The sequence below is a fragment of the Streptomyces bullii genome, assembly GCF_042657145.1.
In the GTDB taxonomy this organism is placed as follows: Bacteria; Actinomycetota; Actinomycetes; order Streptomycetales; family Streptomycetaceae; genus Streptomyces; species Streptomyces bullii.
This window is the reverse complement of the sequence record NZ_JBHSNY010000001.1, coordinates 531,184-554,445: the sequence shown is the minus strand read 5'-3', so window position 1 is coordinate 554,445 and position 23,262 is coordinate 531,184. Positions and strand designations below refer to the sequence as shown.

Here is a 23,262-nt window from a genome sequence, read left to right as displayed (position 1 = left end):
CTCAGCCCCTGCGGATGGTGATCGTCGTCCAGGCGCCCACGTGCACCCGGTCGCCGTCCTGCAGCGGCACCGGCACGAACGGCGTGATGGGCTCCTCCGAGCCGTTGACCGTCGTGCCGTTCGTCGAGTTCTGGTCGACGACGGCCCAGCTGCCGTCCGGCTGCTGCACCAGCACCGCGTGCTGGTGCGAGACGCCCGGGTCCTCCGGCGGCACCGACAGATCGATGTCGGGGGTGTCGCCGGTGGAGTGCCGGCGGCGGCCGATGGTGACCTGGTTGCCGGTGAGCGTGCGCTGCTGCTCGGGCGAGTACGCGGGCAGGTTCAGGCCCGCGGCCTCGGGCCCGGAGCGTTGCATCATCGCCATGAAGTACTCGCGGTCCGGGCCGATCGTCGCGGTCCAGGTCGCCGGCCGCTGCGGGAAGCCGCCGGGGCCCGGGCCGGGCGGGGCCTGGGTCGCGCCGGGCTGCGGGTATCCGTAGCCGCCGCCCTGCCCGTTCGGACCACCGGGGCCTCCGGGACGTCCGGGACCACCGGGGCCTCCGGGGCCGGTGGACGACGGCGGGGAGATCACCCAGTCGTCGTCACCGCCGCCGTAGGGCGGGCCGCCCGGCTGGGGCCGGTGGGTCTCCTGCGGGAACCCGGGCGGGGCCGGCGGAGGGGACTGCTGGTAGCCCTGCGGGCCGCCACCGGGACCGCCCGGGCCGGGCGGCGGCGGAACGGGCCGCGAGGGGTCGGCACCGAAAGGCGGCGGACCGGGCGGCCCGGGGCGTCCGGAGGGCTCGTTGCCGAAGGGCGGGCCCGGCGGGATCGGTTCGGCGGGCCGGTTCACCTGCGAGGGACGCGAAGCCTGGTACTCGTACGAGTCGCCACCGCCGTACGACGGGCCGCCCGGGCCCGGCGGCTGGAAGCGCGCGCCCGGGCCGGGCGCCGACGGGCGCGGCGCGGCGGGGGTGTACGAGGTCGCCGTGTTCGTCAGGAAGTTCCACCGGCACTCCTCGCAGAACGGCGCGCCGCCCTCACGCGGCGTACGGCACTGCGGGCACAGCTCCGGCGCGGGGTCCGGTACGGCGGACAGGTGCGGACGCCCGCCGGGCTGGCCCCCGGGACCGCCGGGACCACCCGGGCCGCCCGGTGGCGGCGGGAAACCGTAACCGCCGCCACCGGGCGGGGGCGGCGGGGGAGGGGGCGGAGGCACGGCACCGGCCATGCGGTGACCGCAGACCTCGCACCAGTCGTCGGAGCCCGACTGGTGTCCGTTCGGGCAGGTCGGCATGTCGGCGCTTCCCTCTCTACGTCACTTCTTCACACGAACAGTCTTGGTGGACCGGGTCTCGAGCGTCATCTCGTCGGCCTCCTCGACCTTCGCCTTCAGTCGCACAGTACCTGTCGCGGCATCGACCACGTCCACCACCTTCGCAAGGAGTTTCGCAGTATCCGCGTTCCCGGAGGCACTGGCGAGCTGAACGGCCCGGCCCAGTTTGGCCGTTGCTCCGTCGAAGTCTCCCGCTTTGCGCAGATCGAGCCCTTGCTGGATGGCTTGTGCCAGTTCGGCCTGGCCGGTGTAGTGGGCGACTTGGGGGTTGATCGACGTCGAGGCCGCCATGTCGTCCGTCCACACGGCCCGCACCAGGCCCTGCGCGCCGAGGTTTTGGACGCTGCCGTCGGACTGCGGAATCACCAGCGAGATCCGGGCGGCGAGCATCTCCTGGCCGATGTGCGCGGCCGGCACCTCCACGCAGACGTGGTAGTCGCGGGACTCGTCTCCCCAGGAACCGAGGGGGTAGTCCCCGGCGCGGGGGCCCGCCTCGGTGCGCCGGTCGGTCAACTCCTCGACGGTGGGCGCGACCTGCTTGACGAACTTCACCGTGGTGTCGACCGGGGTCCACAGCCGCAGGGAGACGTCCGCGACCTCCTTGCCCATCGCCGTCTCCATCATCCGCGTGAAGTCGGCGGCGAGTCCGGCCGGGTCGGCGACGATGTCGGCGGTGCCCAGCAGGGCGGAGGCGATCCCTGTGACTTCTTTCACTTCCCAGTCGGTGCCCACGCCGCGCGCGTCGCAGGTGAAGCGCCCGGCGCAGGAGTCGAGCGCCGCTTTCAGGTCCTCGGGCGACTCGTGTTCGTTGCGGCCGTCGGTGAGCAGGATGCCGTGCCGGATGGCGACGTCCGCCGACGACAGCAGCCGGTCGGCCAGCCTGAGCCAGGTGCCGATGGCCGTGCCCCCGCCCGCGCTGAGCCGGCGCAGCGCCTGCTTGGCCTGCTCGCGGGTGGTGGTGTCGGCGAGCGCGAGACGACCGCCGCCCGGGTAGACCTCCTTGGCCACGTGCGTGCCGCCGATGACCGCGAAGTGCGTGCCGTCGCGCAGGGTGTCGATCGCGGCGGCCGTGGCGTCGCGGGCGTTGCGCATCTTGGTGGGCGGATAGTCCATCGACCCCGAGCAGTCCACCATGATCGCCACGGCCGCGGACGGGCCCCGGCCCGGCGCGTAGAGGTGGGGCGCCGTGACCGCGCTGCCGACCGTGCCGCCTCCGCTCGCGGTCACCGTGACGATGGCGTTGACCTCACGGCCGCCCTCCGGCAGGTACTCGTTCTGGTACACGTCCACCGAGAACTGCGGCACGCTCGGTTTCGAGAAATTGGCCATGCCTGCTTCGCTCCCCCTTGGAAAGCCCCCACCGGAGCGGGGCGACGACAGTGTGCGGACCGGTCCCCTCCGGTCCGCTGAGGCGTCCCCGTGCGCGGCCTCAGGCCGATCCTGCCCCCTGCGGCACGGCGGGGAACGGCACGACGGCCACTGTTACGTTGTCGTGGCCCCCGCCGTCCAGGGCGTGACCTACCAGCACCCGGGCACTGTGCAGCGGGTGGACGGCGGCGTCCAGGGGCAGGACCCGGGCCATCTCCTCGGCCGCCTCGGCGTAGTTCCACAGGCCGTCCGTGCAGACCACGACCACACCCGGCCGGTCCGGCTTGAAGGACGCGGTGTGCGGCTCCAGTTCGTAGGCGTCCGCGCCGAGCCAGCCGGTGATCGCGTGGGCGCGCTCGTCGGCGTACGCCTCGGCCTCGCTCATCAGGCCCGCGGCGACCATCTGCGCCGCCCACGAGTCGTCCTCGGTGAGCCGGGCCGCGGGAGCGCCGCGGTCCACCGGCACCCAGTAGGCGCGGCTGTCGCCGACCCAGCCGACGACCAGCAGGCCGTTCATCACCACCGCGCCGACCAGAGTGCAGGCCGGGGCGTTCTGGTGCGGGGCCTGCTCGCGGGCCGTGGCCGGTTCGTTCGCCAGCGCGTTGACGGCGCGTGAGGCGGCGACGATCGCGTCGTGCATCGCCTGCTGCGGGTGGGTGCCGCGCGGCAGGGCCTCGAGCAGCGCGTCGCCGGCCGCCTTCGAGGCGGCGGCCGAGGCGTCATCCGGGCGGGTCGCGGACGACACGCCGTCGCAGACGATCGCCACGGCGGCGGGGGAGCCGTCGGGCAGCGCGGTGCAGCCGATGGCGAACGCGTCCTCGTTGCGGTGGTGGCGCAGGCCGCGGTCGCTGACCGCGGCGACCGGACCGGACTCCTGCTCCATGTGGTCCCGTTCGCGCGGCTGTGCGTGGCCGCAGTTCTCGCAGTAGCCGTCGCTGTCCACCCGGCCCGCACGGCAGGCCACACACACCTTGCCGCCTGCCGCCGCCTGCGCCGCGAGGTCCGCGGCGACGCGCGGGTCCGGAGCCTGCAGCGGGTACTCGTCGGGCTGCCGCGGACGCGCGTCGGGCTGTGCCGGGTGCACCTCGGGCTGTGCCGGGTGCGCGTGGTGGTGTGCCGGGGGCCCGTCGGGCCGGCGGTCGTCCGGCTGAGCGGGCCGGTCGAAGCGCACGCCGGTGGCCGGGGGGGCCGGTGCGGCGCCGGGCGGGGGCACGGGGGCGTCCACGGCCGGGGGTTGCTGCGGAGCGCCCGGAGGCGGCGGGAGCGGGGTGCCCTGCGCCGGGGACGGGGAGGCGCCCGGCAGGGGCGGCTGCCGCGGGACGACGGCGGGCGGCGCGGCCTGAGGCGGCACCGGCGACGGGGCCGGCGGGGGCAGGGCCGGCGAGGGGGCCTGCGGGGGCAGGGCGGAGCCGCCCGAGTCCGTGCCGGGCAGGTCCGTCGGCAGATGCGCCGGGGCGGGGCCGGCGGAGCCGTCCGGGACGGCGGCGGGCCAGGCCACGTCGGTCGGCGGTGCCGACGGGGGCTCCGGATACCCCCGGCCCGGCGGGCCCGCGGGCGGCACGGAGCCGTTCATGGCGATCGTCGGGTTGTCCTGAGGCCGTGCGGGCACGGCGGACAGGTCGTATCCGCACGCGCCGCAGAAACGGTCACCCGACTCGAGGGGTTCCTCGCAGCTCGGGCAGGCGGACAACTGGGGCATCTGCGACATCAACTACACCCACGTCCGGGGGCGGTAACGGTTGGCACGTTCCACCAGGTCGATCCTCTCCTCGCCGCCCCGCGCGAGCCGGGCCAGCGTGCGGTACGAACGCTCCAGGCCGAAACGCAGGCCCCGCTCGTCCAGGCCGCTGCCGAGCAGCGTCCGTCCCCCGGCGGCGGTCGGGGCGGAACCCTGGCCCCCGGAGAGTACCCAGTCCAGCGCGCATCCGAGGACTTCGGCCGACAACTGCTCCCGCCGCGCCGGATCCAGCCCGTACGCCTCCAGCGCCTCCACCTGCCCCGCGGCGGCGGTCAGGTCGTCCAGGAACGACCCGTCCGAGGCGGTCGCCGTACGCTGCCTGAGCCGGGCCCGTACGGCGGCCACGCGCGCGGGCGTGTAGTGGATGGACGACTCCGGCACCGACTCCAGCGTCCCTACGGCACCGCGCCGGTCGCCGGTCGCCAGCCGCACACGGGCCAGGCCGAACGCGGCGCTGACGAAGCTCGGGTCGGTCGACCACACCAGACGGTAGTACTCGGCGGCGTTGTCGAGCTGGCCCAGAACCTCCGCGCACAGGCCGAGCGCCAGCTTGGGCGCGATCTCGCCGGGGAAGGCGTCGTAGAGCGCGTCGAAGGCGAGCGCGGCTCCCTCGTGGTCGCCGGTCACCAGCGCGGCCACGCCCCGGTGCCAGACCACCCGCCAGTCGTCGGGCCGCTCCTCCTCCAGGGTGGCCAGGGCCCGCAGCGCGGCGGCCGCGTCGCCGGTCTCCAGCCAGGCCCGGATCTGCCGCAGCCGGGTCTCGACGGACGGGGCCGGGGCCGCCGCGAGGGCGGTGATCAGCTCGGCCGGCGCGGAGGTCATCAGGCCCGCGAGGAAACCCGCGTTGGGGTCGGACGGGTCGACGTGCGGCACGGGCAGGGCGAGGGCGGCGGCGGGCGCGGGGACGGGCCTGACGATCCCCGGCCCCCCGGTGAGGGCCGCGGAGGCGGAGGCGGGGGCGGGGGAAGCGGCGGCGGCCTTTCTCCTGGCCGGCACCGGCCGCGCGCCCAGCCGCGACACCTCCCCGTCCAGCGTCGGGAACAACTCCGTGTCGGTGACCTTGAGTTCGGGACCGAACAGGGTGGACAGCGCGGGCCGGGCGCGGCCCGTCTGGAGGGACACGACCTCCCGCAGCACACCGGTCAGCTGCTCGCTCATCTCCTGCGCGGAGGCGAACCGGCGGGCCGGGTCCGGGTCGGTGGCGCGCACCAGGAGGCGGTAGAACGACTCGTACTGCCGGAAGACCTCGATGTGGTCAGGGTCGGGCAGTGAGTCCGCGTAGACGGTCGTGTAGCCCTGGAAGTCGAAGGTGAGGACGGCGAGGGTGCGGGCCACCGTGTACAGGTCGGACGCCACCGACGGGCCGGCCTCGGCGACCTCCGGCGCCTGGTAGCCGACCGTGCCGTAGATGGCCGACTCCTCGTCGTCCATGCGGCGCACCGCGCCCATGTCGATCAGCTTGAGCTGGTCCTCGGTCTGGATGGCGTTGTCGACCTTGAAGTCGCAGTACAGCAGGTTGCGGCTGTGCAGGTGGCCGAGCGCCTCCAGGGCCTCGATGCCGTACGCGCATGCCTGCTCCACCGGCAGCGGGTCCCGCCTGCCCTCAGGGGTGCGGCGGGCGTTGGCGATCTCCTTCAGTGACTTGCCGCCGACGTACTCCATGACGATGTAGCCGTCGAGGGAGCCGGTGCGCTGGTCCAGGTGCTCCACGAAGTTGTAGATCCGCACGATGTTGGCGTGCTCGATCTCCGCCAGGAAGCGCCGCTCGGAGATCGCCGCGGCCATCGCGTCCTGGTCGCCGGTGTCCAGCAGGCCCTTGAGCACCACCCACCGGTCGGAGACCGCCCGGTCCACGGCGAGGTAGACCCACCCCAGCCCGCCGTGCGCCAGACAGCCGACCACCTCGTACTGGCCGTGCACCACGTCGCCGGTCCTCAGCTTCGGGACGAACGAGTACGGGTGGCCGCACTTGGTGCAGAAACCCTCCGTGCGGCCCGGCCGGCCGGCCCGGGCCCGGCCCACGGGCGCCCCGCAGTCGGAGCGCGAGCAGAACCGCTTCCGTTCGGGCACCTCGGGGTTGTCCAGCACCATCGCGCGTGGGTCGGGGCGCGGGATCGGCGGCACCTGGACCAGTCCGGCGCCCAGCCGCCCGCGGGCCGAGGAACCGGTGCCGGAACCGGAGCTGCGCACCGACACCGAACGGCCCGTCGACGTGCCCGACAGCGAACGCGACAGCCGTCCCGACACCGAGCGCCGTGACTTCGACGACTGCGACGACGTACGCGCACTGCGGCTGCTGGAACCGGAACTGCCGCTGCCCGACGAACCGCCGGAGCCGTGGGAGCCGCCCCTGCCGCCGACGGTGACGCCGGTCGGGGGCGAGCCGACCATGCCGTTCGCCGAGACGACCGGGGCCAGACCGCAGGTGTCGCAGTACAGTTCGCCGCCGCCCACGTCCTCGTACGCGCCGCCGCAGCCCGGCCGCTGACAGCTGCGCCGCGCCTGGCCCGGCGCGTCGCCCGACGCCGGATTCCGCGGCGGGTTCTGTGCCTGACTCATGACGCTGCCTCCCCCTTGTCGCTCATGCGCCGGGCCCCCCGCGGTCCTCGGACACGCTCGGCCCGGGCACCCGCGGTGCCGTGCCGAGCAGTTCGGCCGCCGCCTGCTGGTAGCGCAGCACGGCCTGTTCGGCGGCGCGCAGATCGCAGGGCGCGCTCCACAGCATGCGGCGCGCCTTCTCGTACCGCTCCACCAGCAGCGGGTCCTCCGCGAATCCGTGCCGCGCGACCTTCGCCTTGTACGCGTCGAGACGGCCGCGCAGCTCGGCGCGGACCGCCAGGGGCGCGGTGACCGCCGTCAGCGACTCGCGGGCGCGCAGCAGTTCGTCCTCCGCCTTCTGCTCCAGGGACTCCAGGAGCGGGGACAGACGGTGCCACTGGGCCTGTCTGCGGTACTCGGCGGCCGTCGCCAGCTGCTCCTGCAGCGCGGTAGGTGGTCCGCTGACGACCGGGACCTCCGTAGCGGCGATCTTCGCGAGCACCTCGCCGCGGGCGGTGCGGGCCTCGGCGAGCGTCCGGTCCGCGCGGGAGAGCAGGTCCCGCAGTTTCACGATCCGCTGCTCCGCGTCCTGACGGACCGTCAGTACCGCGTCGATCTCCCGGCGTACGTCCTCCAGGGCGCGCGCCTCACGGTCGTAGATCCTGGTGTCCGGCTTGCCCCCGCCCGGGGCGGAGCTGCCCTCGGCGGGCAGCCAGAACGCCAGCGGGTCGGAGATCACCTGCTCGCGCAGTTTCGTCAGCGTGCGCGTGATGCGCTCCAGGTCGTCGCCCGCCGGGTGCTCACCGGGGCGTACGCCGACCGAATGCGCGAGCCGGCGGGTGCGCTGGAGCTCGGCGGCCAGTAAGTCGATACGGGCGGGCAGCGCCGACCAGACCGCGTCGGCGGCGACCACCATGTCCAGACTCCTCGCGTACAGCTCGTTCATCCGCTCCACGAGGGTGGTGAGCGAGTAGCGTTCGCTGAGTCTGCCGGGGGCGTGGGCGAGGGTTGGTGCGTTGGCGGTCGCGGCCGCGGAGCCCGCGACGGTGACGGACTCGCCGCGCAGCAGCTCCGTCAGCTCCACCAGGTCCTCGCGGCTGGACCAGCGGCGCCGGGCGCGGATCTCACGGGCGGTGCGCAACGCGTCGGTGTACGCGTCGAAGTACGTCCACAGCAGCGTGATCGACGCTTCCGTGGCCGTCCACCGCTCCTTGGTGACGCCGGTCAGCTCGGCGCCCTCCAGGAGTCTGCGGCCCGCGTGGTCCTGGAGGGCGAGCAGCGAGGTCTCGATCGCCTCGTGCTCCGCCCCGAGCCGCGCCAGCGCACGGTCCACCTCGTCCCGGTCCAGAACCGGCCCGGCGGGTCCCGTGACGCCCATCGATCACCTCTCGCTGCGTTCGGTCCGTTGACGGCTACGACGTCGGTCAGTTCGTGCGGAGGTACTCCGGCCGGGGCGGTGCCGACTTCGCCGCGTCGTCCCCCAGTGTCGCCGACAGCCACCTGTCGTACGACGCCTGCCAGCCGTTCGCGGTGTCGTCGCGGTAGTCCACCAGGATCTGGTTCACCCGGCGTACCAGATCGTCCGCGTTCTTGTTCATGGCCACGCCGTAGTACTCGGTCGTGAACGGCTCGCCCTTGAGCCGGACCGTCGGATCCTGAGCGGCCTGGCTCGCGGCGAGCGCGCCGTCGGTCACCACGGCGTCGACCTCGCCGAGTTGGAGTCGCACCAGGCAGTCGAGCTGGTTGGGCACGGTGGTGGAGATGTCGGCGGAGTCGGGGAGGTCGCCCTTCTTCCTGCCCTCCTCCAGGGTCGTGTACGCGGTGGAACCCGCAGCCGTGCAGATCCTCTTGTTCGCGAGCGTGTCGTCGTAGCCCGTGATCGGCGAGGACTTGGGGGCCAGGACCTGCTGGCCCGTCTTGAAGTACGGCGCGGAGAAGGCGACGTCGAGCAGCCGCTTGCAGTTGATCGTCATCGTACGGACGACCATGTCGACGCGGCCGTCCTCGATGGCCTGGATGCGCTGGTTGGTGGGGATGGCCTTGAACTGGACCGCGTCCCGGTCGCCGAGGATGTCCTCGGCTATCCGGTGGACCAGGTCGATGTCGAAGCCCTCCAGGTCGCCGGACGAGCCGCTGTTGGGGTTGCGGTAGCCCCACCGGTAGCTGTTCTGATCGACGCCCACGACCAGCTTCCGCTTCTCGCCCTCGCGGTTCTTGATCTTCGTGATCGTCGGCCCGTCCGCTGAGGAGGGGGACAGGGTCTGCTTCTCGGGGTCGTCGCAGTCCGCGTCGGCCTTCACCTGGGTGGCCCGGGCCACGCGCTGGGCGCCGCTCTCCGCGCCGTCCACGGCGGCCGGTTGGGCCAGGGGCAGCAGCAGGGCGAACGCCACCGCCAGGGCGCAGACGACCGCCATCGCACCCACACCGCCCCAGCCCTTCAGGCCGGCCCGCAGTCGTCGTGCTCGCATCGTCACGCCCCCTTTCGTCTCGGCCCGGTTCACCGGTACTCCGACAGCCTGCGTCCGATGCCGAGCACCGCGCCGGCCGCTCCCAGCACCGCGAGGACGGCGGCGCCCGCCGGCAGGCCGGTCATCGCGTCACGGCCGTCGTCGGCCGCCCGCTCGAACTCCTTCTCCTCGTGCGCCAGTGCCACGCGGAGATTCTCGTCGACGCTGTCGAAGCACTCGCCGGTGGCGCCCTCGGCGCCGATCACCTTGTCCAGCGCCTCCTGGTAGTTGCCGTTCTCGTCCTCCTCGCGGGCCGCCTCGTGACGCTTGCGCCACTCCTTCATGTTGCCGACGGCCTGGGTCACCGGCCGTTCGCCCGCGGTGTCGTCGGCGAGCCTCCCGGCGGCGGCCAGGCCCTGGCCGAGCGCGTCCATGTCCGCGGCGAAGGCGGCGTCGTAGAGGTCGTCGCCCGACTTCGTGGTCTCCGCGCCGCGGGCGACCAGCGTCAGGTTCTCGTTGCCGCGGGCTTTAAGGGAGGCGATACGGGCGTCGTGCAGGACGTTCAGCGAGCGGACGCCGTGCTCGTAGGAGTCGTCGAGGCCCGCCCGGGCGACGCTGTGGCCGACGACCAGCCAGAGGAGGACGACGGTGGCGGTCGCCGTGGCGGCCACCAGGCCGTGGTTGAGAACGCGGTTGGTTCGTACGTAGTTGCGGTGCTGGGCCCAGGCGAGCGCGGCGAGTGCGACGACGCCGAGGGCGATGGCCGCCCACGGGTACGGGGTCGCGTCCGCGTAGTCCGCGCGCAGGCGCTGGTTCTCCTTCTTGTACAGGTCCTCCGCCGCCGGGAGCATCTGGTTCTGCATCTTGTCGTTCGCGTACCGCAGGTAGGCGCCGCCGACGGGGAAGCCCTGGCGGTTGTAGGTGCGGGCGCGTTCGACCAGGCCCTTGTACTCGGGCAGCAGCCGGTTGAGCTTGGCGATGGTCGCCGCGGAGGGGGAGCCGGGGTCCGAGTTGGCGGCGGCGTTGACGAGTTTCGCGGCGGCCGTGCGGATGTTCTTCTCGTAGCGGTCGCGGCTCTCCCTGGTCTCCTGGCCGCCGGCGAGGAAGCCGCTGGAGGCGGCGGTGTTGGCGTCGGCGAGGGAGCGGTAGATGTCGGCCGCGTCGGAGGCGAGGGGCTGGCTGCTGGTGAGGACGTCGTCGGCGGCGGCCGTGCGGTCGGTCATCTGCCAGGCGGCGACGGCGCCGAAGGCGAGGACGAGGAGGGCGAGGACGGCGCCGATGACGCGCAGGCGGCCGGGTTCGGTGGTGGCCGCCGCGCGGAGCTGGTCGAGGCCCTCGGCGAAGGCGGTGCGGCGGGGCGCAGGGGGTGGTGCGGACGGGGCGCCGTGGGCTGCCCTGGTGGGCTGTGGTGGGACGGCCGGCAGGGTGGGCACGCCCGTGGGGGCGGGTGGTGGTGCCGCGTTGCTCGTCGGCGGTTGTGTCACTGCTGACCTCCCCCATGGCCATCCGTCGCCGCAAGTATCACTGCCGGGACCGACATCCGCACCGGCGTTACCGGCATCTTGATCGGATCGACGCCCGCGCCGCATCACCTCTGCCCAGGAACACGTCGGGGGAATCTGTTCGGTTCCCCCGTGCGGGTGACGGTGGGGCCGGGGGGCGACGCCCGCGGCGGCCTGCGCGACTTGCGTGGAGCCTGCTGGAGCGCCCGGCCGCGCGTTCAGGCCTCGAAATACGCCCGCACCCGCGCGTGTGCCCCCGCATCCGCCCCGATACGGTCCAGCCCCAGCAGCACCGCACCCAGCACCGGCCTCGCCGTCACCACCCGCGGTACCGCCTTCGGCGCCCGCTCGGTCAGCAACCGGTGGACGCGGTCGTTCAGTCGGGCGTGCCGCGCGGCCAGTACCCCGCCGCCCAGCAGGACCGGTGTCTCCTCGTCGAGCAGGTCCAGCCGTGTCAGTGCCACCGTCGCCATGGCCACCACCTCCTCCGCCTGGCGGTCGACGATCGCCCGGGCGACGGTGTCGCCGGCCGCCGCCGTGGTGAAGAGGACGGGGGTCATCTCGTGCCGGCGGGCGGGGTCGATGCGGCCCAGGTGCAGCGACTCGACGAGGGCGAGCATCGAGGGGAGGCCGAAGTGGGCGGGGAGCGCGGAGGCCAGCGCCGTGGGGGAGCCGCGGCCGTCCTCCGCGCGGGACGCGTGCCACAGGGCTTCCTCGGCCAGGCCCCAACCGCCGCCCCAGTCACCGGAGATACGGCCCAGCGCGGGGAAGCGGGCGGTGCGGCCGTCGGGGCGCATGCCGACGCAGTTGATGCCGGCGCCGCAGACGACGGCGACCCCGCGGGGCTCGGTGACGCCCGCGCGCAGGAGCGCGAACGTGTCGTTGCGGACCTCGGTCGTGGTGCCCCACGCGCGTGCGTGCAGGGCGGCGGCGAGTTGTTCCTCCTCCACGGGGAAGTCCGCGTTCGCCAGGCAGGCCGAGACATGGCCGACCGAGGTGACGCCGGCGGCGGTGAGGGCCCGGCTCACCGTCGCGGCGAGGGTGTCGACCGCCGTGCCGATGCCCATGGCGGGCGGGCGGAAGCCGGCGCCGCGCGCCGTGGCCAGGACGGCGCCGTCGGCGGCCACGACCGCGACGTCGGTCTTGCTGTTGCCCGCGTCCACGGCGAGGACGGCGGCCGTCACGCCCACGCGAGGTGCTCCCGGTTGTGTGCGATCAGTCGGTCGGTGAGGGCGTCGGCGTACTCGTACTGCCCGATGAGGGGGTGGGCGAGGAGTGCGGTCAGGACACGGTCCCGGCCGCCGTGCAGGGCGGCTTCGAGGGCCAGGTGCTCGTAGGCCGTGACGTTCGCCGTCAGGCCCGTGAAGAGCGGGTTCACGGGGCCGACCGCCAGCGGGGTCGCGCCCTTCTGGCCCACCGCCGCCTGGACCTCGATCACCGCGTCGTCCGGGAGGAAGGGGAGCGTCCCCCTGTTGTACGTGTTCACGACCTGGTACGGGGAGGCGGCCGCGCCCAGGAGGGCGGCGGCCAGGTCCACCGCCGCCTCCGAGTAGTAGGCGCCGCCCCGCCGGGCGAGCAGGGCGGGTTTCTCGTCCAGGGCCGGGTCCGCGTACAGGGTGAGCAGTTCCTTCTCCATGCGTGCCACCTCGGCCGCCCTGGAGGGCTTGGTGCGCAGTTCTCGTACGACCTCGTCGTGCGCGTAGTAGTAGCGCAGGTAGTAGGAGGGGATCGCGCCCAGGTGGTCGAGGAGGGGGCGGGGGAGGCGGAGCGCGGCAGCGATCTCGTCGCCGTGGTCGGTGAGGAGTTTCGGCAGGACGTCGTCGCCCTCCGGGCCGGCGAGGCGTACCCCCGTCTCCCAGGTGAGGTGGTTCAGTCCGACGTGGTTCAGGTGGAGGTCGGCGGGGGCGACGCCGAGCAGGGCGGCGAACCTGCGCTGGAACCCGATCGCCACGTTGCACAGGCCGACCGCCCTGTGGCCCGCCTGGAGCAGGGCGCGGGTCACGATCCCGACCGGGTTGGTGAAGTCGATGATCCAGGCGCCGGGGGCGCGGCGGCGCACGCGTTCGGCGATGTCCAGGACGACGGGGACCGTGCGCAGCGCCTTGGCCAGGCCGCCGGCGCCCGTGGTCTCCTGGCCGACGCAGCCGCACTCCAGGGGCCAGGTCTCGTCCTGCTCGCGGGCCGCCTGGCCGCCGACGCGGAGTTGGAGGAGGACCGCGTCGGCGCCGTCCACGGCCGCGTCCAGGTCGGCGGTGGTGCGGATCCGGCCGGGGTGGCCCTGGCGGGCGAAGATGCGGCGGGCCAGGCCGGCCACCAGGTCCAGGCGGTCGGTCGCCGGGTCGACCAGGACGAGTTCGTCGAGGGGGAGGGTGTCCCGCAGGCGGGCGAAGCCGTCGACGAGTTCGGGGGTGTAGGTCGAGCCTCCGCCGACCACGGTGAGTTTCACTGTGCGTTCCTCGCTCTCAGGCACCGGTGATGGTCGTCTTCGGCCGGGAGGCCGGCCCGCCGCGCGGCGACAAGGGGGCACGGCGTCCCCGGGGGAGATGCAGCATGGTTCAGCCCTTCACTCCGGTGAGTGTGACTCCCTCTACGAACGCCTTCTGGGCGAAGAAGAACACGAGGATCACGGGGGCCATCACCAGCACGGTGGCGGCCATGGTCAGGTTCCAGTCGGTGTGGTGGGCGCCCTTGAACGACTCCAGGCCGTAGGAGAGGGTCCAGGCGCCCGGGTTCTCTGAGGCGTAGATCTGCGGCCCGAAGTAGTCGTTCCAGGCGTAGAAGAACTGGAAGAGGGCCACGGCGGCAATTCCCGGTTTCGCCATGGGGATGACCACGCGCAGAAGTGTGCGGAATTCGCCGCAGCCGTCCACCCTTGCCGCGTCCAGGCATTCGTTCGGGATGGTCATGAGGAACTGGCGCAGGAGGAAGATCGAGAACGCGTCACCGAAAGCCATCGGGATGACCAGCGGCCACAAGGTGCCCGACAGATCCAGTTGCTTCGCCCAGAACAGGTACATCGGGATGATGATCACCTGGGGCGGCAGCATCATCATCGAGATGACCAGCATCAGGGACAGGTTCCGGCCACGGAAGCGGAACTTGGCGAGCGCGTACGCCACCGGGACGGACGACACGACGGTGAGGACCGTGCCCAGGCCGGCGTAGACCAGCGTGTTCCGCCACCAGGTGAGGAAGCCTGGGGTGTCGAAGACCTTGGTGTAGTTGGCCCACTCCCAGGTGTCCGGGACCAGGTCGCGGGTGAGTGCCTGCTGGTCGCTCATCAGCGAGGTCAGGACGACGAACACAAAGGGCAGGGTGAAGAAGAGCGCGGCCGCGATGCCGAGGGAGTGGATCGCTATCCATTCCAGGAGCGCCCTGCGGCGGGCCGTACGCTCGGCGACCGTCGGTGTGTTCAAGTCGACCGGCCAACCCAGTACTTGGGTCATCGTCAGTCACCTGCCTGGATCAGTCCGCCCCGGCGCCGCATCAGCAGCGCGGTGAACGCCATGGCGAGGGCGAACAGCACGAGCGCGACCACACAGGCCGAGCCGTAGTCGAAGCGCTGGAAGCCGAGGTTGTAGACGAGCTGGGGGAGGGTCAGCGTGGATTTGTCCGGGTAGCCGGGCTCGAACTGCTGGCCGGAGCCGCCGATGATGCCGGAGGCGACCTTCCCGGCCACCAGCGGCTGCGTGTAGTACTGCATCGTCTGGATCACGCCGGTGACGACGGCGAACATCACGATCGGCGAGATGTTGGGCAGGGTGACGTACCGGAAGCGCTGCCAGGCCGACGTGCCGTCCAGCTCCGCGGCCTCGTACTGCTCCTTCGGTACGTCGAGCAGCGCGGCCATGAAGAGGACCATCAGGTCGCCCACGCCCCACAACGCCAGCGCGGTGAGGGCCGGCTTGGACCAGGTGGGGTCTGTGAACCAGCCGGGTGTCGGCAGCCCCAGGCCGTCGAGGATCGAGTTGACCGGGCCGGTGCCGGGGTTGAGGAGGAAGACGAAGGCCAGGGTCGCGGCGACCGGCGGGGCCAGGTAGGGCAGGTAGAAGAGGGTCCGGAAGACGCCCGTACCGGTCTTGATCTTCGTGATGAGGAGGCCGATGCCGAGGCCGAACACCACCCGGCAGGTCACCATCACCAGCACCAGCCAGAGCGTGTTGCGCAGCGCCGGCCAGAACAGCGGGTAGTTCTCGAAGACGTAGGCCCAGTTGCCCAGGCCGCGGAAGACCGGTGTGCCGAAGCCGTCGTACTTCATCAGGGAGAAGTACACGGTGGACACCAGCGGATAGGCGAAGAAGACGCCGAACCCGATGAGCCACGGTGACAGGAAGGCCACCGTTCGAAGCGCCGACCTGCGGCGCTTCGCGCGGGAGGTTTGCGAGGACATCGACGGCGCTACTTCGCCTGCTCGATGTCGGTGTCGATCTGCTTCGCGGTCTTCTCCAGACCGGCCCGCAGGTCCTTCACCTTGCCGGACTCGTACTGGTAGCCGAAGTCCTGCAGCGTCGTCTGGTACGTGGAGCCGTTGACGGAGGCCGGCGGGGTGTTCGAGTGCGGGTTCTGGGCGATGTCCAGGAAGGTCTTGAACCCGGGCTCCACCTTGAGGTCGGGGGACTTCAGGGCCGCGAACGTGGAGGGCACGTTGTGGATGGCGTTGGCGAAGGACACGACGGCATCGGTGTCGGTCGTCAGGTACTTCACCAGTTCCCAGGCCGCGTTCTGCTTCTCGCTCTGCGGGGCGATGCCGATGATCGTGCCGGAGAGGAAGCCCTTGCCGTACTCGTCGACCTCGTCGTCGGCGACGGGCATGGGGGCGGTGCCGATCTCGAAGCCGACGCCGGCGTCCTGGGCCATGCCCAGCCGCCACTCGCCGTCGAGCTGCATGGCCACCTGGCCGGTGTGGAAGGGGTGCTTGGCTCCCCACTCGTCACCGAAGGTGGTGCGGTACTTCTCCAGCTTGGCGAAGCCGCCGAGGGAATCCACGAGGCTCTTCTGGTACGTGAACATCTCGGCGAACGCCGGGTCCTTGGCGATGTTCGACTTGCCGTCCTCGTCGAAGTAGGCGTGGTCCCACTGGGACATGTAGTGGCTGACGACCGTCTCGTAGCCGTGGTAGTTCGGCATGAAGCCGAGCTGCTCGTAGCTGTCGCCCTTGGTGACGGTGAGCTTCTTGGCGACCTTCGCGAACTCCGACCAGGTCTTCGGCGGGGACGTGATGCCCGCCTTCTCGAAGGCGTCCTTGTTGTAGTACAGGCCGTAGGCGTCGCCCAGCAGCGGCAGGGCGCAGCGGGTGCCCTCGAACCGGGTGTAGTCCAGCATCGGCTTCGGGATGGTCTTGTCGAGGTCGAGCTTCGACTTCTCGATGAAGGGCTTCAGGTCGAGGAAGGCGCCCGAGGAGCAGAACTTGCCGATGTTGGAGGTCGTGAACGACGACACCACGTCCGGGCCGTTCGAACCGCCCGCGCGCAGCGCCTGGTTGAGCTTGTCGTCGTTGATGTTGCCGACGACCTTCACCTCGATGTTCGGGTGCGCCTTCTCGAAACGGTCGATGTTGTCCTGGACCGCCTTCACCTCGGCCGGGGCGCTCCAGCCGTGCCAGAAGGTGATCGTGGTCTCGGCGTCGGGGTCGTCGGTGGCGCCGGTCTGCGACTGGCCGGTGCACGCCGTCACGAGGAGGCACATCGAGGCGAGGGCGGCGGCCGCGGCGGCGCGGCGGCGGTTTTCGGGCATGGCGGACTCTCCGGTGGGACGGGAAGGGTGTGCCGGGGTACCGGTGCGGGGGACCGGGTGCGGGGCGGGGCGGAGGGACCGCACCCGGTGATCAGCGCGAGGTGTCGAAGACCTCGTCGCGGGTGGTCGCCAGCGCGCTCTCCAACGCGCCGCGCAGCACGGGGTGTTCACGGACGCCGCCCACGACCAGGCGCGGGCGGGAGGCGGCCAGCTCCTCCAGTTCGGCCTGGACGAGGGCGCGCAGCGTCTCGCCGCCCGAGGTGAGGGCGGCGCCGCTCAGGACGACGAGTTCGGGGTCGAGGACGGAGACGAGTGAGGCCAAACCGGTCGCCAGCCGTGTGGCGTACGTCTGGAGCAGCTCGCGGTGGCGGTCGTCGTCGGACTGCGCCGCCCGGGCCACCAGCCGCGCCGCGACCTCCGCGTACGGGCCCTGCGGGACGTCCTCGACGCCCAGCTCGCGGGCGAGCCGGGGCACGGCCTGGGAACCGGCCAGCTCCTGGTAGCCGCCGCTGCCCGCCCTGCTGACCTGGCGGACCAGCGGGGTGCCGGGCACGGGCAGGAAGCCGACCTCGCCGGCGCCGCCCGTCCAGCCGCGGTGCAGCCGGCTGCCGAGGACCAGGGCGGCGCCCAGGCCCTCCTGGTTCCACAGCAGGACGAAGTCCTCGTGGCCGCGGGCGGCGCCCAGGCGCTGCTCGGCGATGGCGACGAGGTTGACGTCGTTCTCGTACTCGACCGGCATCGGCAGGGCGGCGGCGAGTTCGTCGAGGAGGGTGGGCGCGTGCCAGCCCGGCAGGTGGGAGGCGTAGCGCAGGCGGCCCGTGTTGGGGTCGAAGGCGCCGGGTGTGCCGATGACGAGGCGGTGGACGTCGTCGCGGGCCAGCCCCGCCGCCTTCACGGCGCCGTCCAGGGCGTCGGTGACCTGTTGGACGACGGGGGTGCTGGTGCGCCTGCCGGGGGTGGGCAGCTCGTAGCGGCCGACCGTGCGGCCGGTGACGTCGGCGACCGCGGCGAGGACGCGCTCGGGGGTGACGTCGAGCCCGGCGGCGTACGCGGCGGCCGGGTTGACCTCGTACAGCTGGGCGTTGGGGCCCGGCCGGCCCTCGGTGGTGCCGGTGGCCAGCACGAGCCCTGCCGCCTCCAGACGGGCCAGCAGCTGGGACGCGGTCGGCTTGGACAGGCCGGTGAGCTTGCCGATCCGCGTGCGGGACAGTGGCCCGTGCTCCAGCAGCAGGTCGAGCGCGGCACGGTCGTTCATGGCGCGCAGGACGCGCGGGGTGCCCGGCGTACCGGCGGTTCCTGCCACGGTCGACACCTGCCTCTCCTCGGACTGCCCAGCTTCTCAGGGCCCGAGTGCCCCCTCCACTGTTAGGAAGGTTTCCTATCGGGTTGGGGGGACGGTAGGCCCGGCGGGAAGGAGGCGTCAAGAGCGCGCCCCCGCGGCAACGGAGTCGTTACCTGCGGGGGCGTGGTGGCGCGGGTGCTTCAGCGGGAGCTTGGGCGCGTCACTTCGTGGTGGGCGGGGTGAGCGGGGAGGCCGCGGCGGACTGCGGCGAGCCCGTGTTCGCGTACGCCGACGGGGGCGCCACCGACGCCGTCGGGTCGGCGGCCGGCTCGTCCAGGGCGGGGGCGGTGGCGCCCCCGACGATCTGGATGTCCGCCGCGTCGAAGGCCCGCTTGATGCGCCAGCGCAGCTCGCGTTCGACGGACAGCGACTTGCCCGGCATCGTCTTGGCGGTGACGCGGACCACCATCGAGTCCAGCAGTACGGAGTCGAGGCCGAGGACCTCGATCGGGCTCCACAGGAGCTCGTTCCACGGCTCCTCCTTGCCCATCTTCTCGGCGACCTCGTCGAGGGTGGCCTTCACCCGGTCCAGGTCCTCGTTCGCGCGGACCGTGACGTCGACGCCGGCCGTCGCCCAGCCCTGGGAGAGGTTGCCGATGCGCTTGACCTCGCCGTTGCGCACGTACCAGATCTCGCCGTTGTCGCCGCGCAGCTTGGTCACCCGCAGGCCGACCTCGATCACCTCGCCGGAGGCGACGCCCGCGTCGATGGTGTCGCCGACGCCGTACTGGTCCTCCAGGATCATGAAGACGCCGGAGAGGAAGTCCGTGACCAGGTTGCGGGCGCCGAAACCGATCGCGACACCGGCGACTCCGGCCGAGGCCAGCAGCGGGGCCAGGTTGATCTGGAACGTGCCAAGGACCATGAGCGCCGCGGTTCCCAAGATCAGGAAGCTCGCCACCGAACGCAGCACCGAGCCGATCGCCGCCGCCCGCTGCCTGCGACGCTCGGCGTTGACCAGCAGTCCGCCGAGCGCCGTGGTGCTCGTCGCGTCGGCGGGGCGGTTCATGCGGTCTATCAGCTTGGTGATGGCCCGCCGCACGGCCACTCTCAGCACCGCCGCTATCACCAGGATGAGCAGCACCCGAAGGCCGATCGCGAGCCAGGTCGACCAGTTCTGCTCGATCCAGCCGGCGGCGTTCGTCGCGCTCTCCTGGGCGTCCTGGAGCGTGGGCACCGACGGCGCCTCGGTCTCCGAGGGAGACGGCGACGGCGACGCGCCGGCGGCCAGTAGGACGGCGGACAAGGACACGGCAGGTACCTCCAGGTGCAGCGGTCTGCCCCGCACGGTGCAGCGGTCAAGTCCGTCGAGATCACAGGAAGGTCACCGTACGGGCAGAACCACCACACTAACGGGGCATTGTGTGTGCCCCCGCCCGATGTGTGAAGGAGAGACCGGGCTCACCTGGGCTTGAACAGGCCATGATCCGGGGGATGAATCAGGGTGTGGTCGAAAACACTCCCAGCCCGTTACGGGGACATGGTGGCGCCACCACCAGGCATGAGGGGAGACTGGCTACGAATCGTCCCGGCGCGAGCCACGCGCCGCCGGCGTCCAAGGAGGCATCCGTGCCGCATGTCCTGGTCCTCAACGCGTCGTACGAGCCACTCGGCGTCGTACCGCTCCGCCGCGCGCTCGTCCTCGTCCTCGAGAACAAGGCCGTCTGCCTCGAGGAGTCCGGCGCCTATCTGCACAGCGCGACCGTCACAGTCCCCGCACCCAGCGTGGTCCGGCTCAAGCGATTCGTCCGGGTTCCCTATCGGGGACCCGTTCCTCTGACCCGGCGGGCGCTGTTCGCCCGTGACGGGGGCCGGTGCATGTACTGCGGTGGCGTCGCAACCAGCGTCGACCACGTCATCCCGCGCAGCCGCGGGGGCAAGCACGTCTGGGACAACGTGGTGGCGTCCTGCCGCCGCTGCAATCACGTGAAGGCCGACCGTCACCTCTTCGAGCTGGGCTGGCGGCTGCGCCACAAACCGGCCCCGCCCACCGGGCTGGCCTGGCGCATCATCGGGACCGGCCATAGGGACCCGCGCTGGCTGCCCTACTTGCAGCCGTACGGCGCGGACGACGCACTGGCCCGGATCGACGGCATCTCCGCCTGACGACGATCCGGGCCTTCGTCTGGGCCGTACGGCGGGGGCCTCCGTTCAGCGGTGCTGATCACCGTGGACGCCGACTCGGCGGTCGTACCGAGCAGGCGTCGCAGCGGCACATCGCCCGGTGGCGGTGGTCTCCGTCCCGGTGTGATCCCCGCCCCGGTGGTGGTCTCCGTCCCGGTGGCGGTGGTCTCCGTGCCGGTGTGATCCCCGCCCCGGTGGTGGTCTCCGTCCCGGTGGCGGTGGTCTCCGTCCCGGTGTGATCCCCGCCCCGGTGGTGGTCTCCGTCCCGGTGGCGGTGGTCGTCCCGTCCCGGTTGTGTTCCCCGTCCCGGTGGCGGTGGTCTCCGTCCCTGCGGTGGTCTCCGTCCCTGCGGTGCTGATGCCGCCCGGCCGTGGTGATACCCGCCCGCGGTGAACCCGCCCCCGTCGGCGGTGATCCGCGCCGTACGGGAGCGAGCCGGCCCCGGGGATCCCCTCCGTTCCCCGGGGCCGGCCGGTCAGGGCGGGCTCACGCGTAGCGCAGCTCCGCCGGGCGCACCGAGCGGCGCAGCAGCGGCAGCGAGGTGGCCGCCGCCAGCAGGCACGCGGCGTAGACCGTGACGGGCACCAGCAGCGACGCCCACGGCAGGGACACCTCGCCGTCGTCGGTGAGCGTGGCGTAGCCGAAGCCGAGCGCCGCGCCCGCGGCGCCCGCGAGCAGCACCGCCGGAGCCAGCGGCAGCGCGGTCTCCAGCAGCAGCGCCCGGCCGAGCACCGCACGGGGCACCCCTGCGGCGCTCTGCGCGGCCAGGCCCCGGCGGCGGGTGGCCAGCGACTCGGCGGTGCCGACGGCGAGACCGGACAGCGTGATGAGAAGGCCCACCACGACGGCGGCGGCCGTCAGGTCCAGGCCGGTCGTGTAGAAGGCCCGGCTCTCGTACAGGTGTTTCGGCGAGTCGAGCACCTCCAGCAGCGTGTGCCGGATCCCCATGAAGCCAGTCCCCACGAGGGTCGCCAGCAGCACCGCCGCGTGCGTACGGGCCGCCGCCCACGGGTCGTCGCGCAGCCGCTCCGCCGCGATCAGCGTCGCGGCCGACCGGGCCCGGGCCGCCAGCAGCCGCCCGGTGAGCTTCGCCGTGGCCCCGGCGAGCCAGACCGCGCCCGCGCCGGCCACGAGCACCAGGCCGGACATCGCCAGCGGGGGCTTGCCGTCGGGCCGGTAGGGAGTGCCCGTGGAGGCGGCCGTCACCGCGAGCAGCGCCACCACCCCGGTCAGCAGCGCCCCCGCCAGGAACAGCAGCGCCGGCCCCCGCCCGGTACGCGGACCGACGCGGCGCACCCAGCCCAGCGGCGAGGCCACCACCCGGCGCAGCGCCAGCGCGCCCGTCGCCGCGCCCAGCACCGGCACCGCGACGGCGACCAGCGCGATCCCCACCCAGGCCAGGGCGGCCGGGCGCTCCCACAGGCGCAGCAGGACCGGCACCGCGACGACGATGGCCGCCACCGAGCCGAGCAGACAGGCCAGCCCGGTCTCCAGCGCGGCGATCCTGCGCACCTGCCAGGGCGACGCCCCGGCCAGCCGCAGCCCCGCCAGCCGCCGGTCGCGGTGCACGGCCCCGATACGGGCGCACTGCCCGAGGAACCCGAGCACCGGGACCAGCAGGAGCAGCAGACCGGCGATCACCCCGGCGCGCGTGCCGGGCTCGTCCAGCAGGCCGGCGGCCAGGGACACGGAGTAACTGCCCCGCATCGAGGCCAGCGTGACGGCCGCGAGCGCGAAACCGGTGGCCAGGGCCGCGCCGGCCGCCGTGAGCGTGATCCGCCACCACTCGCCGCGGTCGGAGCCCCGGGTGAGCTGCCAGGCCAGACGCAGGTCGGAGCGCAGGGACGTGAGGAACGTCATGCCGACACCCCCAGCGGGACCACAGCGCCGTCCCGCAGCTGCACTTCCCGGTCCGCGTACGCGGCGGTCTGCGCGTCGTGCGTGATCAGCAGCACCGCCGTGCCCGACTCGCGGGCGGTGTGCGTCAGGGCCGTCATCACCTGCTCGCTCGCCAGCGAGTCCAGCGCCCCCGTCGGCTCGTCCGCGAAGACCACCTTCGGGCCGGTCACCAGGGCCCGGGCCAGCGCGGCGCGCTGGGCCTGACCGCCGCTCATCTCACCCGGCCGCAGCCCCTCCTGGCCGCGCACCCCGAACCGCTCCAGCCACTCGGCCGCCCGGGCCCGGGCCTCGGCGCGGGCGGCACCGCCCAGCATCAGCGGAAGCGCCACGTTGTCGAGCGCCGTCAGCTCGGGGATGAGCTGCCCGAACTGGAACACCACACCGAACTCGGTGCGGCGCAGCTCGCTCAGCCGCTTCTCGGACAGCTCCTCCAGGCGTTCACCGCCGTACGTCACCGAACCCTCGTCCGGGCGGACGATGCCGGCCAGGCAGTGCAGCAGCGTCGACTTGCCGCTGCCGCTCGCGCCGGTCACGGCGAGGATCTCGCCGGGGCGCAGTTCGACGGAGGCGCCGCGCAGGGCCGGGGTCCTGCCGTGCGCCTTGGTCAGGCCACGGGCCGCCAGAAGGGGCACTGGGTTGCTCATGCTGCGTCGACCTCCGCGGTCAAAGTGGTGAGCCGGGCCGCCGTGGTCGTCATCCAGCGGAGGTCGGCGTCGAGGTGGTTGAGGGCGAAGTCCGCCGAGAGCACGGTCGCCAGATCCGCGCCCGGGGCGGACTTCACCGCCGTGAGCTCACGCATCCGCTCCATGTGGGCGGCGCGCTGGGCCCGCAGATACGCCTCCGGGTCGCCGCCCGCCAGGATCGAGACGACGACCTTGGCGAAGATCTCGTTCGTGACGAAGGGCGCCGGCGGGGCGATCTCGGCCGCCCACCGGGCCAGTTCGCGCGCCCCCGCGTCGGTCGAGCCGTACAGGGTCCGCTCGGGGCCGCCGTCCGCGTCGGTGCCCTCGATCTGCGCGAGGCCGTCGCGGACCAGGCGTTGCAGGGTCGTGTAGACCTGCCCGTAGGCCAGCGGGCGGGCCTGCGGGAAACGTTCGTCATGGCGTCGCTTGAGGTCGTAGCCGTGGCTTGGACCCGAGGCGAGCAGCCCCAGCAGGATGTGGCGGGTGCTCATGGCGATCATTATGTACTCAGTACATGTACTGAGTGAATAGTGGCCTGGGCCTGTATCCAGAGTGGGGTGCGTCACACCCGCTCAC

The 23,262-nt window shown here is 72.8% G+C and carries 20 protein-coding genes; 3 read left to right on the top strand and 17 right to left on the bottom strand.

The annotated features are described in order from the left end of the window. Position 1: 1 nt before the first annotated feature. The 4 genes from ACFPZJ_RS02520 to ACFPZJ_RS02505 all read right to left on the bottom strand — a co-directional run bounded on the left by ACFPZJ_RS02520 (position 2) and on the right by ACFPZJ_RS02505 (position 6,608). The gene (locus tag ACFPZJ_RS02520) at positions 2-1,273 is read right to left on the bottom strand and encodes an FHA domain-containing protein (RefSeq protein WP_381016488.1); all 1,272 of its coding nucleotides are present in this window, start codon (positions 1,271-1,273) and stop codon (positions 2-4) included. A 21-nt stretch (positions 1,274-1,294) separates the two neighbouring features. After that, positions 1,295-2,641 carry a vWA domain-containing protein gene (locus ACFPZJ_RS02515; RefSeq protein WP_381016485.1) on the bottom strand — a complete coding sequence of 449 codons (1,347 nt, stop codon included), beginning with the start codon at positions 2,639-2,641 and terminating at the stop codon, positions 1,295-1,297. Between the two features lie 100 nt (positions 2,642-2,741). Beyond that, entirely contained in the window at positions 2,742-4,388 is a 1,647-nt protein-coding gene (locus ACFPZJ_RS02510; RefSeq protein ID WP_381016482.1) for a PP2C family protein-serine/threonine phosphatase, read from the bottom strand. A 3-nt stretch (positions 4,389-4,391) separates the two neighbouring features. Further along, entirely contained in the window at positions 4,392-6,608 is a 2,217-nt protein-coding gene (locus ACFPZJ_RS02505; RefSeq protein ID WP_461096476.1) for a serine/threonine-protein kinase, read from the bottom strand. On the opposite strand from ACFPZJ_RS02505, the gene ACFPZJ_RS39885 reads away from it, so the two are divergent. After that, complete coding sequence (locus ACFPZJ_RS39885) at positions 6,586-6,906, top strand: hypothetical protein (protein WP_461096478.1); 321 nt, start codon at positions 6,586-6,588, stop codon at positions 6,904-6,906. The genes ACFPZJ_RS02505 and ACFPZJ_RS39885 overlap by 23 nt on opposite strands. A 93-nt stretch (positions 6,907-6,999) precedes the next feature. On the opposite strand, the gene ACFPZJ_RS02500 is transcribed toward ACFPZJ_RS39885, so the two are convergent. The 10 genes from ACFPZJ_RS02500 to ACFPZJ_RS02455 all read right to left on the bottom strand — a co-directional run bounded on the left by ACFPZJ_RS02500 (position 7,000) and on the right by ACFPZJ_RS02455 (position 19,232). Then, on the bottom strand, positions 7,000-8,334 hold the full coding sequence (locus ACFPZJ_RS02500; protein ID WP_381016477.1) for a hypothetical protein: 1,335 nt from the start codon (positions 8,332-8,334) through the stop codon (positions 7,000-7,002). A 46-nt stretch (positions 8,335-8,380) separates the two neighbouring features. Then, positions 8,381-9,424 carry a glutamate ABC transporter substrate-binding protein gene (locus ACFPZJ_RS02495; protein WP_381016474.1) on the bottom strand — a complete coding sequence of 348 codons (1,044 nt, stop codon included), beginning with the start codon at positions 9,422-9,424 and terminating at the stop codon, positions 8,381-8,383. Between the two features lie 29 nt (positions 9,425-9,453). Continuing rightward, positions 9,454-10,887 (bottom strand): hypothetical protein, encoded by a 1,434-nt coding sequence (locus ACFPZJ_RS02490; protein ID WP_381016472.1) that lies wholly within the window; start codon positions 10,885-10,887, stop codon positions 9,454-9,456. 236 nt (positions 10,888-11,123) lie between these two features. Further along, the gene (locus ACFPZJ_RS02485) at positions 11,124-12,095 is read right to left on the bottom strand and encodes an N-acetylglucosamine kinase (RefSeq protein WP_381016469.1); all 972 of its coding nucleotides are present in this window, start codon (positions 12,093-12,095) and stop codon (positions 11,124-11,126) included. Beyond that, on the bottom strand, positions 12,086-13,351 hold the full coding sequence (locus tag ACFPZJ_RS02480; RefSeq protein WP_381016466.1) for a 6-phospho-beta-glucosidase: 1,266 nt from the start codon (positions 13,349-13,351) through the stop codon (positions 12,086-12,088). Before ACFPZJ_RS02480 ends, ACFPZJ_RS02485 begins: the two co-directional genes overlap by 10 nt. A gap of 109 nt (positions 13,352-13,460) precedes the next feature. Continuing rightward, the gene (locus ACFPZJ_RS02475; RefSeq protein ID WP_381016464.1) at positions 13,461-14,351 is read right to left on the bottom strand and encodes a carbohydrate ABC transporter permease; all 891 of its coding nucleotides are present in this window, start codon (positions 14,349-14,351) and stop codon (positions 13,461-13,463) included. A gap of 2 nt (positions 14,352-14,353) precedes the next feature. Then, positions 14,354-15,295 (bottom strand): carbohydrate ABC transporter permease, encoded by a 942-nt coding sequence (locus ACFPZJ_RS02470; protein ID WP_381016461.1) that lies wholly within the window; start codon positions 15,293-15,295, stop codon positions 14,354-14,356. Between the two features lie 8 nt (positions 15,296-15,303). Beyond that, on the bottom strand, positions 15,304-16,638 hold the full coding sequence (locus ACFPZJ_RS02465; RefSeq protein WP_381016458.1) for an ABC transporter substrate-binding protein: 1,335 nt from the start codon (positions 16,636-16,638) through the stop codon (positions 15,304-15,306). A gap of 91 nt (positions 16,639-16,729) precedes the next feature. After that, positions 16,730-17,941: an ROK family transcriptional regulator gene (locus ACFPZJ_RS02460; protein WP_381017285.1), complete on the bottom strand. Its 1,212-nt coding sequence runs from the start codon at positions 17,939-17,941 to the stop codon at positions 16,730-16,732. 199 nt (positions 17,942-18,140) lie between these two features. After that, positions 18,141-19,232: a mechanosensitive ion channel family protein gene (locus ACFPZJ_RS02455; RefSeq protein ID WP_381016455.1), complete on the bottom strand. Its 1,092-nt coding sequence runs from the start codon at positions 19,230-19,232 to the stop codon at positions 18,141-18,143. A gap of 317 nt (positions 19,233-19,549) precedes the next feature. Here ACFPZJ_RS02455 and ACFPZJ_RS02450 point away from each other — a divergent pair, with 317 nt between their 5' ends. Next, positions 19,550-20,086: an HNH endonuclease gene (locus tag ACFPZJ_RS02450; protein ID WP_081237222.1), complete on the top strand. Its 537-nt coding sequence runs from the start codon at positions 19,550-19,552 to the stop codon at positions 20,084-20,086. Positions 20,087-20,137: 51 nt separating this feature from the next. Then, on the top strand, positions 20,138-20,287 hold the full coding sequence (locus tag ACFPZJ_RS02445) for a hypothetical protein (RefSeq protein ID WP_381016454.1): 150 nt from the start codon (positions 20,138-20,140) through the stop codon (positions 20,285-20,287). 303 nt (positions 20,288-20,590) lie between these two features. On the opposite strand, the gene ACFPZJ_RS02440 is transcribed toward ACFPZJ_RS02445, so the two are convergent. From ACFPZJ_RS02440 to ACFPZJ_RS02430, 3 genes are read right to left on the bottom strand one after another with little or no spacing between them, the layout of a single operon-like run. Then, positions 20,591-21,964, bottom strand: a complete 1,374-nt coding sequence (locus ACFPZJ_RS02440; RefSeq protein WP_381016452.1) for an FtsX-like permease family protein — start codon at positions 21,962-21,964, stop codon at positions 20,591-20,593. Further along, complete coding sequence (locus ACFPZJ_RS02435) at positions 21,961-22,647, bottom strand: ABC transporter ATP-binding protein (RefSeq protein WP_381016450.1); 687 nt, start codon at positions 22,645-22,647, stop codon at positions 21,961-21,963. The genes ACFPZJ_RS02440 and ACFPZJ_RS02435 overlap by 4 nt, the downstream gene beginning before the upstream one ends. After that, positions 22,644-23,177 (bottom strand): PadR family transcriptional regulator, encoded by a 534-nt coding sequence (locus ACFPZJ_RS02430; protein ID WP_381016447.1) that lies wholly within the window; start codon positions 23,175-23,177, stop codon positions 22,644-22,646. Before ACFPZJ_RS02430 ends, ACFPZJ_RS02435 begins: the two co-directional genes overlap by 4 nt. Positions 23,178-23,262 lie beyond the last annotated feature (85 nt).

Bases quoted from the DNA above. Each gene is read 5' to 3' on its own strand.
- ACFPZJ_RS02520 (WP_381016488.1), bottom strand. From the start codon at position 1,273: ATGCCGACCTGCCCGAACGGACACCAGTCGGGCTCCGACGACTGGTGC.
- ACFPZJ_RS02515 (WP_381016485.1), bottom strand. From the start codon at position 2,641: ATGGCCAATTTCTCGAAACCGAGCGTGCCGCAGTTCTCGGTGGACGTG.
- ACFPZJ_RS02510 (WP_381016482.1), bottom strand. From the start codon at position 4,388: ATGTCGCAGATGCCCCAGTTGTCCGCCTGCCCGAGCTGCGAGGAACCC.
- ACFPZJ_RS02500 (WP_381016477.1), bottom strand. From the start codon at position 8,334: ATGGGCGTCACGGGACCCGCCGGGCCGGTTCTGGACCGGGACGAGGTG.
- ACFPZJ_RS02495 (WP_381016474.1), bottom strand. From the start codon at position 9,424: ATGCGAGCACGACGACTGCGGGCCGGCCTGAAGGGCTGGGGCGGTGTG.
- ACFPZJ_RS02475 (WP_381016464.1), bottom strand. From the start codon at position 14,351: ATGACCCAAGTACTGGGTTGGCCGGTCGACTTGAACACACCGACGGTC.
- ACFPZJ_RS02470 (WP_381016461.1), bottom strand. From the start codon at position 15,295: ATGTCCTCGCAAACCTCCCGCGCGAAGCGCCGCAGGTCGGCGCTTCGA.
- ACFPZJ_RS02465 (WP_381016458.1), bottom strand. From the start codon at position 16,638: ATGCCCGAAAACCGCCGCCGCGCCGCCGCGGCCGCCGCCCTCGCCTCG.
- ACFPZJ_RS02440 (WP_381016452.1), bottom strand. From the start codon at position 21,964: ATGACGTTCCTCACGTCCCTGCGCTCCGACCTGCGTCTGGCCTGGCAG.
- ACFPZJ_RS02435 (WP_381016450.1), bottom strand. From the start codon at position 22,647: ATGAGCAACCCAGTGCCCCTTCTGGCGGCCCGTGGCCTGACCAAGGCG.
- ACFPZJ_RS02430 (WP_381016447.1), bottom strand. From the start codon at position 23,177: ATGAGCACCCGCCACATCCTGCTGGGGCTGCTCGCCTCGGGTCCAAGC.